Source organism: Nocardia sp. FBN12, from assembly GCF_050320175.1.
Classification (GTDB): Bacteria; Actinomycetota; Actinomycetes; order Mycobacteriales; family Mycobacteriaceae; genus Nocardia.
In genome coordinates, this window is the sequence record NZ_CP190048.1 from 7,357,451 (window position 1) to 7,369,399 (window position 11,949).

15 protein-coding genes are annotated in these 11,949 nt (G+C 67.5%); 7 read left to right on the forward strand and 8 right to left on the reverse strand.

The features are described 5' to 3' along the window. Complete coding sequence (gene rph, locus ACQHI0_RS34480; RefSeq protein ID WP_427905843.1) at nt 1-765, forward strand: ribonuclease PH; 765 nt, start codon at nt 1-3, stop codon at nt 763-765. Nucleotides 766-767: 2 nt separating this feature from the next. After that, on the forward strand, nt 768-1,373 hold the full coding sequence (rdgB, locus tag ACQHI0_RS34485) for an RdgB/HAM1 family non-canonical purine NTP pyrophosphatase (protein ID WP_427905844.1): 606 nt from the start codon (nt 768-770) through the stop codon (nt 1,371-1,373). Nucleotides 1,374-1,524: 151 nt separating this feature from the next. Here the strand turns inward: rdgB and ACQHI0_RS34490 are convergent, their stop codons facing one another. After that, nucleotides 1,525-1,902 (reverse strand): DUF3817 domain-containing protein, encoded by a 378-nt coding sequence (locus ACQHI0_RS34490; RefSeq protein ID WP_427905845.1) that lies wholly within the window; start codon nt 1,900-1,902, stop codon nt 1,525-1,527. After that, nucleotides 1,899-2,327 (reverse strand): transcriptional regulator, encoded by a 429-nt coding sequence (locus tag ACQHI0_RS34495; RefSeq protein WP_427905846.1) that lies wholly within the window; start codon nt 2,325-2,327, stop codon nt 1,899-1,901. Before ACQHI0_RS34495 ends, ACQHI0_RS34490 begins: the two co-directional genes overlap by 4 nt. Nucleotides 2,328-2,625: 298 nt before the next feature. Here ACQHI0_RS34495 and ACQHI0_RS34500 point away from each other — a divergent pair, with 298 nt between their 5' ends. Continuing rightward, nucleotides 2,626-2,997: a zinc-binding dehydrogenase gene (locus tag ACQHI0_RS34500; protein ID WP_427905847.1), complete on the forward strand. Its 372-nt coding sequence runs from the start codon at nt 2,626-2,628 to the stop codon at nt 2,995-2,997. A 6-nt stretch (nt 2,998-3,003) separates the two neighbouring features. On the opposite strand, the gene ACQHI0_RS34505 is transcribed toward ACQHI0_RS34500, so the two are convergent. From ACQHI0_RS34505 to ACQHI0_RS34515, 3 genes are all read right to left on the reverse strand, one after another. Further along, entirely contained in the window at nt 3,004-3,879 is an 876-nt protein-coding gene (locus ACQHI0_RS34505; protein ID WP_427905848.1) for an oxidoreductase, read from the reverse strand. 37 nt (nt 3,880-3,916) lie between these two features. Then, nucleotides 3,917-4,828 carry a sigma-70 family RNA polymerase sigma factor gene (locus ACQHI0_RS34510; RefSeq protein WP_427905849.1) on the reverse strand — a complete coding sequence of 304 codons (912 nt, stop codon included), beginning with the start codon at nt 4,826-4,828 and terminating at the stop codon, nt 3,917-3,919. A gap of 73 nt (nt 4,829-4,901) precedes the next feature. After that, the gene (locus ACQHI0_RS34515; RefSeq protein ID WP_427905850.1) at nt 4,902-5,189 is read right to left on the reverse strand and encodes a hypothetical protein; all 288 of its coding nucleotides are present in this window, start codon (nt 5,187-5,189) and stop codon (nt 4,902-4,904) included. Nucleotides 5,190-5,296: 107 nt separating this feature from the next. Between ACQHI0_RS34515 and ACQHI0_RS34520 the strand changes: the two genes are divergently transcribed. The 4 genes from ACQHI0_RS34520 (at nt 5,297) to ACQHI0_RS34535 (ending at nt 10,060) form a co-directional block, all read left to right on the forward strand. Further along, complete coding sequence (locus ACQHI0_RS34520; RefSeq protein ID WP_427905851.1) at nt 5,297-5,926, forward strand: TetR/AcrR family transcriptional regulator; 630 nt, start codon at nt 5,297-5,299, stop codon at nt 5,924-5,926. Nucleotides 5,927-5,982: 56 nt separating this feature from the next. Then, nucleotides 5,983-8,013, forward strand: coding sequence for a DHA2 family efflux MFS transporter permease subunit (locus ACQHI0_RS34525; RefSeq protein WP_427905852.1), 2,031 nt, complete (start codon nt 5,983-5,985; stop codon nt 8,011-8,013). A gap of 53 nt (nt 8,014-8,066) precedes the next feature. Then, nucleotides 8,067-8,702, forward strand: a complete 636-nt coding sequence (locus ACQHI0_RS34530; protein WP_427905853.1) for a PadR family transcriptional regulator — start codon at nt 8,067-8,069, stop codon at nt 8,700-8,702. A 146-nt stretch (nt 8,703-8,848) separates the two neighbouring features. After that, on the forward strand, nt 8,849-10,060 hold the full coding sequence (locus tag ACQHI0_RS34535; protein ID WP_427905854.1) for an FAD-dependent oxidoreductase: 1,212 nt from the start codon (nt 8,849-8,851) through the stop codon (nt 10,058-10,060). A gap of 55 nt (nt 10,061-10,115) precedes the next feature. Here the strand turns inward: ACQHI0_RS34535 and ACQHI0_RS34540 are convergent, their stop codons facing one another. From ACQHI0_RS34540 to ACQHI0_RS34550, 3 genes are read right to left on the reverse strand one after another with little or no spacing between them, the layout of a single operon-like run. Beyond that, nucleotides 10,116-10,832 carry a phosphatase PAP2 family protein gene (locus ACQHI0_RS34540; RefSeq protein ID WP_427905855.1) on the reverse strand — a complete coding sequence of 239 codons (717 nt, stop codon included), beginning with the start codon at nt 10,830-10,832 and terminating at the stop codon, nt 10,116-10,118. A gap of 25 nt (nt 10,833-10,857) precedes the next feature. Continuing rightward, a complete protein-coding gene (locus ACQHI0_RS34545; RefSeq protein WP_378996643.1) occupies nt 10,858-11,082 on the reverse strand; it encodes a hypothetical protein in 225 nt (74 codons plus the stop codon). A 35-nt stretch (nt 11,083-11,117) separates the two neighbouring features. Continuing rightward, nucleotides 11,118-11,903, reverse strand: coding sequence for an HNH endonuclease family protein (locus tag ACQHI0_RS34550; RefSeq protein WP_427905856.1), 786 nt, complete (start codon nt 11,901-11,903; stop codon nt 11,118-11,120). Nucleotides 11,904-11,949: the final 46 nt, after the last annotated feature.

The following is an 11,949-nucleotide window of genomic DNA, read 5'->3' on the forward strand; positions in this document are numbered from 1 at the left end:
GTGTCTAGACGAGCTGATGGTAGGGCGGATGACGAACTCCGCGACGTGAAGATCACTCGGGGTTTCACCACGCACCCGGCGGGGTCGGTGCTGGTGGAATTCGGGCAGACGCGGGTGATGTGTACCGCGAGCGTCACCGAGGGGGTGCCGCCGTGGCGCCGGGATTCGGGGTTGGGGTGGTTGACCGCGGAGTACGCGATGCTGCCCGCGGCCACGCATACGCGCAGTGGGCGGGAATCGGTGAAGGGCAAGGTCGGGGGGCGCACGCAGGAGATCAGCAGGCTGATCGGGCGGTCGTTGCGGGCCTGCATCGATTTGGCCGCGCTGGGCGAGAACACGATCGCGCTCGACTGCGATGTGCTGCAGGCCGACGGTGGCACGCGCACGGCCGCGATCACCGGCGCGTATGTGGCGCTCTGCGATGCGGTGACCTATCTCGCCGCCGCGGGCAAACTGGCTGACCCGCAGCCGATTTCGTGCATGATCGCCGCGGTCAGTGTGGGTGTGGTCGATGGGCGCGTTCGCCTCGATCTGCCCTACGAGGAAGACTCGCGCGCCGAGGTCGACATGAACGTGGTGGCCACCGACACCGGCACTCTGGTCGAGATCCAGGGCACCGGCGAGGGTGCCACGTTCCCGCGCTCGACCCTGGACAAGATGCTGGACTCGGCCTTCATCGGCGCCGAGCAGCTGTTCGCCATCCAGAAGGAGGCACTGGCACTGCCGTACCCGGGCACCCTGCCCGAGCCGTCGGCGAAGAAGTAGTCATGACTGTTCGCGTGCTGGTGGCCAGCCGAAATGCCAAGAAACTGAAGGAACTTCGCCGGATCCTCGACGAAGCCGGGGTGGCCGGAGTCGAACTGGTGAGCCTGAACGAGGTGCCGCCCTACGAAGAGGCGCCCGAGACCGGCGCCACCTTCGAGGAGAACGCGATCGCGAAAGCGCGCGACGGCGCCGTCGCAACCGGATTACCTTGTGTGGCAGACGATTCCGGCATCGAGGTGGACGCGCTCAACGGTATGCCCGGTGTGCTGTCGGCCCGTTGGGCCGGCACCCACGGTGACGATGCCGCGAACAACACCCTGCTGCTGGCCCAACTCGGCGACGTCCCCGACGACCGTCGCGGCGGCCGCTTCGTCTCCACCTGCGCGCTGGTACTGCCCGACGGCACGACCACGGTGGTGCGCGGTGAATGGCCGGGCACCATCGCCCGGAAAACCCACGGCGACGGCGGTTTCGGCTATGACCCGCTGTTCCTCCCCGATGGCGAGGCAGGCAGCGCCGCCGAACTCACCCCCGCCGAAAAGGACGCGGTCTCGCACCGAGGCCGCGCCCTCACCCAGCTCATCCCCGCTCTGTCCGCCCTGGCCTGAGGTCTCGAACCGAGATCAACAGGCGCTGGTACGGAATCGCGCTCGGTCGTTGCTCGCGCGCGGGCCTGGTGATCGCTCGTCCAGGTAGTTGACCGTGCAACGACAGCGCCGCCGCTCCGGATTTACCGGGCGGCGGCGCTTTTCGTGGAAGTCAGAGGTTGTACTGCTGCTTCACGTCCTTGGCGTTGCGGTGTTCGACGAAGAAGGACAGCAGCGGGATGGTGCCTGCGATGAGGGTGCCGACGGTGCGGCCGATGGGCCAGCGGACCTTCACCGCGAGGTCGGCGGTGACCAGCAGATAGGCGAAGTACACCCAGCCGTGCACGACCGCGATCCAGCTGGGGGTGTCGACACCGAAGCCGTATTTGGCGATCATCTCGATGGTGAGCAGCAGCAGCCACAGGCCGGTGACCCAGGCGAGGACGCGGTAGCGCTGCAGGGCCGGGGCGATCTTCGCGGTGGGCGCGCTGCCCGCGGGGGCGGCGGTTTCAGTGTCCAGCGATGGTGCGGTGGTGTTGTTGTCGGTCACCCGGCATTCCTCTCGGCGGAGTGCAAGCCGGCGGTGCGGACCTGCGCATCGATGTCGTTGGCGTGCAGTTGCGCCAGGTACTGGTTGTAGGCGGCCGTTTCCGGGTCGTCGGACGGGGCGGCCTTCGGCCGTTCGGGCAGGATGCCAGCGGGGATCTCGCGCGGCTCCTCGGCCTTACCCGGACGCGACCGCGCGGGCTCCTCGGCCTCGCGTTCCAGCCGCACGAACCGCACATAGGCGAACACCGCGAACCCGGCGAACAAGGGCCACTGCAGCGCGTACCCGAGATTCTGCCCGGTCCCCGTCGCCGAATCGAACCGCTCCCACTGCCACCAGGCCAACGCCAGACAGCCCAGAGCGGCGACACAGACCAGCGCGATCAGAGCCGGTCGATTGTGCGCCGGGCGAGGAGGTGGAACGGACACGAGCTCCACGGTACCTGCCTACTACAGAGCACGTAGGAGCAGGTCGCGGCCGGAGTGAACCGCGGAGTCAGACGTCACAGCACGATAGTCCGGGTGGCGCGCCGGTCTTTGTCGCCGCGCTCAGTGCTCGCGGGCATGTGCTCATGCCCCGCGATCGATGCGACACACCATCGCCGGTCGATGGTGTTGGTCAGCGCCGACTCGGGAATTCTGTCGACCAGCCCACACCCGGACGCAAGTGGGTCATCGCCCAGGCGCGGGTGGCGGCGGTCGTGGCGGTGCTGGGTTCGGGGATCGGATGGTGCTGATCCGCGTGCATGCGGCCGGGGTGAACCCGACCGATTCCTGGCACCGCGGCACGGGCGGGCTGGTCGGCGAATACGGCCCGCGCTCGCTGCGAACCCTTCGCCCCGGCGGCATCATCGTCTCGCTGGCCTCCCCGGCCGAAGCCGCCCTGGTGGAGGTGGCCCGTCCGCTCGGCCTTCGTGCCGGGTTCATGATCGTCGAGGCCGACGCCGCGGGCATGCGCGCGGTCGCCGACCTGGTCGAAGCGGGTGCGCTACGACCCCACGTGGAGACGGTGCTGCCGCTGGAGCTGGTGAGCAAGGCCCACGAGATCATCGACAATCAGCGCACCCGCGGCAAGATCGTGCTCTCGGTCGCGGAGTGAGGATTGTCAGAGCTTGTAGCTGATCCCGGTCATCCGCTCGGATTCCTCCCACAGCCGACGGAGCAGCTCCGGATCGCGCGAGATCTTGCTCGACGGGCACGCCTCGACCGGTCCCTGCGACTGCATCAGCCGGTTGGGGCCCCAGTACACGGTGGGGTCGGCATCCGGCTCGGTGGCCGCGAAGAGGGTGGAGTGGGCGGCCTTGTGCGGCGGGTGGCCGATGAGCTTGATGAACGGCTTGCTGACCTTGTCGAGGGGAGTCTCGGTGCGGGCGAACAGATCCGTCGCCGAGACTCCGGGGTGCACGGCATAGGACTTCTTCGCCGACCCGGCCTCGGTGAGCCTGCGCTGCAGTTCGCGGCCGAACATCAGATTGGCGAGCTTGGCCTGGGCATAGGCGAGATTGCGCTGGTAGCGACGGTTCTCGTAGTTGAGATCGTCGATCCACAGCTTCGGCGTCTGCTTGTGAGCGATGCTGGCGATCGACACCACCCGGTCACGGACGCGGTCGAGCAGCAGCCCGGTGAGCGCGAAATGGCCGAGGTGGTTGACGCCGAACTGCGTCTCGAACCCGTCGGCGGTGCGCGAGAACGGGATGTTCATCAGGCCCGCGTTGTTGATCAGCACATCGAATTCGCCCTGCTGATCGGCGAATTCGCGCACGGAGGCCAGGTCGGCCAGATCGAGCGCGGCGACCCGCACATCGCCGGGGATGGCGTCGGCGATCGGCTGCGCCTTGCTCGCGTTGCGGCAGGCCATGATCACCGTGGCGCCTTTGCCTGCCAGCACCTTGGTGGTTTCGGCACCGAGGCCGCCGTTGGCCCCGGTGATCACGAACGTGCGCCCGGACTGGTCCGCGATGTCAGTTGGTTTCCATGCCATGCGCCTATCTTACTCCGGAGTAAGATAGGAGGGAAGCTCAGCCCAGCAATCCGGTCAGCGTACGGGCGCAGGCGGGTTTGCGCAGTTTGGTCATGGCTTTCGCCTCGATCTGACGTGCCCGTTCGCGGGAGAAGCCGAGCGCCGAACCCACCTCCTCCAGTGTGCGTCCCTCGCCGCGATCGAGGCCGAAACGCAGTCGGATGACGGCGGACTCGCGTTCGGTGAGAACTTTCAGCGCCTCCTCGACGTATCCGCCGAGCATCTGATCGGCGACCACGTCGGCCGGTGCGGGCGCGGTGTCGGGCAGCAGCGAGCCCAGGTCGGTGTCCTCGCCGATGGGCGCGTGCAGTGATACCGGCTCGGCTTCGTGCCGCAGCACCGCCTCGACCTGGGCGACGGTGAGGTCGGCACCGGCGGCCAGTTCCTCGATGGTGGCCGTGCGCCCGAGCTGATGGGCCAGTTCGCGCCGCACCCGGATCACCCGGTGCAGGACATCGGCCACGTTCGAGGGCAGCCGGATCGTGCGCCCCTGATCGGTGAGCGCGCGACCGATCGACTGCCGGATCCAGTACGTCGCGTACGTGGAGAGCTTGAGCCCGCGCTCGTGGTCGAACTTCTCCACCGCCCGCATCAATCCGAGCGTGCCCTCCTGGATCAGATCGAGCAGCGACATCCCCGTGTTGGTCGGAAAGCGGCGCGCGATGGAGACGACCAGGCGCAGATTCGCCCGCACCATCTGATCTTTCGCGCGCAGGCCGTCGAGTTCGGTGCGGCGCAACAGTTCTCGTTGGGTATCGGTGAGTCCGGGACCGGCCGAGTCGATCTCGGCACGCGCCGCGGCGCCGGCGGCGATCCGCGCGCCGAGGGCGTATTCCTGTTCGGCGGTCAGTAGGGGAGTGCGGCCGATGGCGGTCAGGTAGTCGCGAATGGGGACGGCGGTGACGGTCAAGAGAACTCCCGTTCGATGTGCGGCCAGATGTGTGGGCCGGTGGGGCGAGGGCGCGCCCCACCGGTCGGGGTGACTACTTGCCGGGAATTCGGATCGGGCGGCGCACGGCCGTCGACCGGGTCTGCGCACCGCGAATAGCCGAGCCGGCTCCACGTCGCCGTTGCGCCGGGAAAGGCGCTTCGGTGCGGCGCGCGGCGCGGGACCGGCCGGGCAGGGGGCGGGGTTCCGGCGTGCTCATCATGTCGCGGACCGCGTCGTCGAGTGTGCTTCGCATGGTCGTGAATCGGGCCATATCGGCTGCTCCTTCATGGGTGGAACGGGTGCTGAGGGGCTGGGCGGCGATATCGGTTCCGTGCGGCATGCGCTGTCTCCTTCGATCGTGTCGCTCGCGGCGACGAACACAAACTTAGAACCAACCTAAAAATATGTCAAGAACAATTTTGGGTCGAGTTCAGATATGCTGATGCCATGACGCAACAGGGGCTTCGAGCCAGAAAGAAGCAGCAGACCAGGGAGCAGATCTCCGACCGGGCGACCGAGCTGTTCCTGGCGCGGGGATTCGACCGGGTGACCATCGCCGAGGTGGCGGCAGCCGCTGATGTCGCCAAGATGACCGTCACCAACTACTTCCCCCGGAAGGAAGACCTCGCCCTCGACTTGGGGGAGATCTACATCGACCAGCTCGCCGCGGTCGTGCGGGAACGTGCACCGGGTCAATCGGCGCTCGCCGCGCTGCGCCACGCCTACCTGACGGGGGTAGCGGCGCACAGCCAACTCATCGGCTTCAGCGGAGAGCCGTTCGCGCGAATGATCGCCGACAGCCCCGCGCTGACTGCGCGCGTGCGCGAGTTCCACGACGACCGCCAGGCGGCGTTGGCGACAACACTCGCCGCGGAGACGGGCGCCGAGCCGGGCGATATCAGCGCGCGCGTCGCCGCTGCCCAACTCGCCGGCGTTCAGCGGGTGTTGTTCGACGAGGTCACCCGCCGCACTCTCGACGGTGAATCCAACGACGAGATCGCCGCCGCGGTACTCCGCGATGCCGAGATCGCCTTCGACGCACTCGAGCGGGGACTGGGCACCTACGCCGTGCGCTGAGATTGCTGCCGTGTCACTGGGGCCGGGTCACTGACCGGAAAGCCCATACTGGGCCAATGCCGGATGGTGTTGCTGTGGACAAGCCCGTCGAGCCGATGAGCAAGGCGAAGATCAACATTGTCTTCGCGACCGTGGTGCTCGGCATGCTCATGGCCGCACTCGACCAGACCATCGTGTCGGCGGCACTGCCCTCGATCGTGGCCGATCTCGGCAGCGCGGGGCACATGGCCTGGGTGGTGACCGCGTATCTGCTCGCCGAGGCCGTCGCGACCGTGCTCGCGGGCAAACTCGGTGACCTGTTCGGCCGCAAACTGCTGTTCCAGATCAGCGGCATCATCTTCATCGCGGGCTCGGCGCTGGCCGGTGTCGCGGGCGGCATGGTCATGCTGATCGTGGCGCGCGGGATCCAGGGTGTCGGCGCGGGCGGGTTGATGGTCACCTCGATGGCCTTGATCGCCGACACCATTCCGCTGCGCGAACGCGGCAAATACCAGGGCGCGCTCGGCGCGGTGTTCGGCGTGACCACTGTTGTCGGGCCCACCCTCGGCGGCCTGTTCACCGACCACGCGAGCTGGCGCTGGTGCTTCTACGTGAATGTGCCGATCGCGATCATCATGGTGGTGATGGCGGCGCGGACGCTGCCGCGGCTGCGCGCGGTCACCCGGCCGGTGATCGACTACCTCGGCATCGGCCTGATCGCGCTCGGTGTCTCGTCGCTGATCCTCGGGCTCGAGTTCGGCGGCAACGAATACCCGTGGGGCTCTTGGCAGATCATCGGTCTTTTCGTGCTCGCCGCGGTGCTGATCACCGGGTTCGTGCTGGTCGAGAACCGGGCCAAGGCGCCGATGCTGCCCATGCGGTTGTTCGGCAGCCGGGTGTTCACGGTGTCGTCGGTGCTCAGTTTCATCGTCGGTTTCGCGATGCTCGGTTCGATGACCTACCTGCCCGCCTATCTGCAGTATGTCGACGGCGCGACGGCCACGATCTCCGGCGTGCGAACCCTGCCGCTGGTGGTCGGCCTGTTCATCACCTCGATCTTCTCCGGGCAGGTCGTCGGCAAGACCGGGCAGTACCGGTACTTCCCGATCGTCGGCATGGCGGTGATGGCGATCGGCCTCGCCCTGATGTCGACGATGGGCCGCAGCACCAGTATCTGGCTGGAATCGCTGTACATGCTGATCCTGGGTGCCGGGCTCGGCCTTTCGATGCAGGTGCTCACGATCGTCGTGCAGAACACCGTGCCCTACGCCGATCTGGGCACCGCCACCTCGGGTGTCACCTTCTTCCGCACCCTCGGCAGTGCGTTCGGCACCGCGGTCTTCGGGACGCTGTACAACAACGAGAGCAAGCCCGCGCTGGCAGGCGCGTTGCAGCAGGTGCCCGGCGTCTCGCCCGAGGTGGTGGCGAATCCGAAGCTGCTGCGCGAACTTCCGCTCGAACAGTCGGCACCGATCATCGACGCCTACGCGAATTCGATCGACCACGTGTTCCGCTGGGTCGTTCCGGTGGCGCTGGCCGGTTTCGTCGTCGCCTGGTTACTGCCGCAGGTGCGCCTGCGTGACAGTGCCCGCCACGGCGCGGCCGATGTCGGCGAGGGCTTCTCGGTGCCCGATTCGGATGACCGGGTGGTGCAGCTGGAACGGGCGGTCGCCACGACGGTGCGCAAGGCCAGGGCGGAGAAGCCGCTCATCCCCGAACTCATCGCGGCCTCGGGCAGCACGCTCACGCCGGACAAGGCGTGGGCGCTGGGGCAGGTGTACCTCTATGGCAAGGAGGGCGTACCCGCCACCGTGTACGCCATCGCCTACCGGCACCGGCTGCCCGTGGAGGTGCTCTCGCCGGTCTTCCGTCAGGCTGCCGACGCGGGCCTGCTGCGGGGCGACGGCGGCACGCTCGCGCTGACCGAGGCCGGTAATGCCGAGGTCGACAAGCTGCGGGTCGGCTGGCGCCGCTGGCTCGGCGACCGCCTCGACGACTGGAATTCCGAGGACCCGGCCGATCGCGCACTGCTTGACGAGGCGCTGTCGAAGATCGCGGCCAAACTGCTGGATCAGGGCGCTGATAGCGGTGAGGTATCGAAAGTCTGACTTGCCGCCGATTACTCGTAGACGTATATTCGTAGACGAGTAAGGAGGTAGTCATGGCTACCAAGCGCGCAGTGAACAATCTGCTGGCGCTCGCCGTCCTCTCGGTGATCGTGCAACGCCCGATGCACCGCTACGAGATCGCCGCCACCCTGCGCGCCCACGGCAAAGACCGCGACATGGACATCAAGTGGGGCTCGCTCTACACCGTCGTGCAGAACATGGAGAAGGCCGGCTTCCTCGAGATCATCGGCAGTGAACGTGACGGTGCGCGCCCCGAGCGGGTGATCTACCGGATCACCGACGCGGGCCGCGCCGAGATGGCGGACTGGACCCGCGAACTGCTCGCCGCACCCGAGCCCGAACACCACCGCTTCACCGCGGGCCTGTCGATTCTGGCGGTGTTGCCGCCGGACGAGGTGATCGAGTTGCTCGGCGTGCGCGTCGCGGCGCTGGAGCGGACCATCGCGACGACGAGGGCGGAACTGGCCGCACTGGTCTTGCCCCGGCTGTTCCTTGTCGAAACCGAATACGGCCTGGCGATGCTGGAAGCCGAGGCTCGATGGGCGCGGTCCCTGCGTGACGAACTCGCCGCGGGCACCTTCGAAGGACTCGAGTCCTGGCGGCAGTGGCATGTCGACGGCATGCTCGCCGAACAGATTCCCGCACTCGGTGAGAGGGGGGACAACTAGCTCAGCGCCGAAGACCCCGGACCCGGTGGCGTGCGGCAACACCCCACCGGACCCGAGAAACCGTCCCGAAACCAGGCGCACCCGGCCACGAGGCTGGCTACCACAGGATAGCTGGGTGCCGTCGACATCAGATCTGGAGATCACCCATGTCCACCACCCGTTCCGCATTGATCATCGGCGGCGGCATCGCCGGACCCGTCGCCGCCACCGCCCTGCGCAAGGCAGGCATCGACGCCCACGTCTACGAGGCCTATTCCGGTCCATCCGAGGGCATCGGCTCCGGGCTCGCGCTCGCGCCCAACGGCATCGCCGCGCTCGACATCATCGGCGCCGGTGACGCGGTCCGCGAGATCGCGCTGCCGGTCGCGCAGATGCGGCTGCGCGTCGGCGGTCGCGAACACGTCATGCCGGTGCTGGCCGATCAGCCGCCGCTGCAGGCGGTCGACCGCGGCGAACTGCACCGCGTTCTGCACGATCACGCGGTCGCCGCGGGCGTGCCGTTCAGCTACGACAAGCGGCTGACGCGGGTCGACGAGCATTCCGACGGCGTCACCGCGCACTTCACCGACGGCTCCACCGCCACCGCCGATGTCCTCGTCGGCGCCGACGGAATCCGTTCCACCGTCCGACGTTCGATCGATCCGGCCGCGCCGGGACCCGGCTACACCGGCATGCTCGGTTTCGGTGCCATGGTCGACTGCGACCTCGACCTGCCCGACGACACGATGGTGTTCGCGTTCGGTGCGAAGGCCTACTACCTGTACTGGAAACTCGCCGACGGGCGCGCGATGTGGGGCGCGAATCTGCCGAGCAAGCAATATCTTTCGCTCACCGAAGCGCGTGCCGTCCCGGCGGAGCACTGGCTGAAAGTACTGCGCGAGACCTATGCCCCGGATTCTCCCGGCGCCGAATTCGCCCGTCGCACCACGGCCGCGAATCTCGAGATCGTCGGCGCGCTGCACATCATGCCGCCGGTACCACACTGGTATCGCGATCGCCTGGTGCTGGTGGGTGATTCGGTGCACGCACCGTCGAACAGCTCAGGACAGGGCGCGTCGCTGGCGATCGAGAGTGCCGTGCAGCTGGCGCGCTGCCTGCGCGATATCGCCTCGCCCACCCAGGCTTTCGCCACTTACGAGCGGCTGCGCCGGGCGCGTGTGGAGGGCATCGCCGCCCGCGCGGCGAGGATCAACCACAGCAAGACGCCGGGACCGGTCGCCCGCAAGGTCATGAACGCGATGATGCCGCTCATGGTCAAGACGGTGATGAGCCCGGAGAAGACCATGGGTGCCGAACGCCGCTACCGCATCGACTGGGATGCCCCGGTGCAGGACGAATCGGTCGGTACCGCAAGCTGACCCGGGCGGCTCTCGGTCGCGGGTCAGCGACCGGGAGCCACCCGGCGTGGCAAACCTACGGCCGCCGGTGACCATCCGAAGCGGTGATCGCGGCGGGGCGAGCGCACCACACCCGAGTGAAGACCGTCACGCACAGCACCAGCCACATGAGCCCGATGATCCAGCCCGCGAGCACATCGGTGGTCCAGTGCACGCCGAGGTAGATCCGCGACAGCCCGACGGCGATCGGAAACGCGACCGCAAGCACGGTCGCGGCCACCCGGACCCACTGCCGGGCGAGCTGCGGGATCAGGACGATCGCCACGATCCCGACAACCACCGTCGATCCGAGCGTGTGCCCTGACGGATAGGACAGACTCGGCTCGAAGACCAGCCGCGACGCCTCGGGTGGGCGGTGGCGCCCGACGAGCCGTTTGATCACCCACACCAGCACACCCGCTCCCAGCGACGTGATCGCGACCAGGGCGGCCACCGGCAGATTGCGCCGCAACACGAACCAGCCGACGGTGACCACCGCGAGAATCGTCATCGACAGCGTGGCGCCCAGGTCGGTGATCACCGTGGCGATGTCGGTGAGCGCTTCGCCGCGATGCGCGATCATCCAATCGAGCACGCGGGTATCCATCGTGGTGACGCCGCTGGTGACCTCCCAGGTGAGGGCGGTGATCAGCACCGCCGCGGTCGCGATCAGCGCCACCACGACCGGGGTCCGACGGCAGAACGAGGACCAGGCGAGAACAGGAGGCGAGGGTTGTCGATAGGCAGTCGGCATAGCTACCAGATTGCCAGCTCGCGCCTCAGGCCTCGAAGACGACCGTGTTCCCCGCGACGTCGCGGGTGCCCGCGTCCTTCTTGATCGCCTTCACCAGATCGGCGACGCAGTCCCAGGTGCGCGGCGGCTCGCACTCGATATTGCCGATCGTGTACCAGGTATCGGTGCCGCGATAGCGGACAAGGCCCTTGCCCGCGTCGTCGAGCATGACATCGAGCTCCCCGGACACCGTCCCTTCCTCTTCGGTCATGACGGCGCACTCGGCGGTGATCTCGATGGGCTCGCTTATTTGAACTCTCCTCGGCGTAGGCAGTCATCGACTGCGGTGCGCAACGCGGTGTGCTCGGCGGTATCAACGGTCAGTGCGTATTTTACCTTCACCTTGACGTAGTGCTCCACATAGGCACACCGGAAGTTGCCGGGCGGCAAGTAGTTCGCGGGATCCTGATCGCCCTTGGAACGGTTGGCCGACGGGTCGGCGGCGACCAGGTTCATCGAGTCGTTGGCGATGCGGCGGCGGGTGTCCTCGTCGCGGTCGGCGGCGCCGGATCGCCACGCTTCGGCAAGGGCCACAATGTGTTCGGCGTCGACCTTGGACGGGTCGGTGATGAATTTGTACGGGCCGAGCTGTCCGGTCTTCTTGTCGATGAAGCCGTAGTGGTCCTGCCAGCCGCCGCCGGCCGCCACTTTCAGGTCGCAGGTCTTGGCGTCGAGGGTGACCTTGCCGTTGGCGTCGCGCAGCATCATCACCTCGCGGCTGGTGCATTTCGCGTACTGGGCCAGGTCGCCGGTGAAGCCGTGCTCGGGCTTGTTGGTGTCCCAGTGCGGGAACTTCTCGCGGGTGTAGCCCGTCATCGGGCCTTCCTTGGCGACGACGAGCGTGGCGACCAGATCACCGACTTCCTTGCCGGACACCGTCGCCGCGCCCGCCGAACCCGGCCCCGGCGCGGTCGGACTCACCTTGTCCAGCAACGAGTTCGCGATGGTGACCACCACGGCCAGACACACCGCGGCGGCGAGCGCGAGCAGGGCTCGGCCAAGGGGAGAACCGCTGATCGAAGACCACTTCATGCCCGTACCACCCAGATGCTCCGTCGAAAAATGAACCGGCACAACC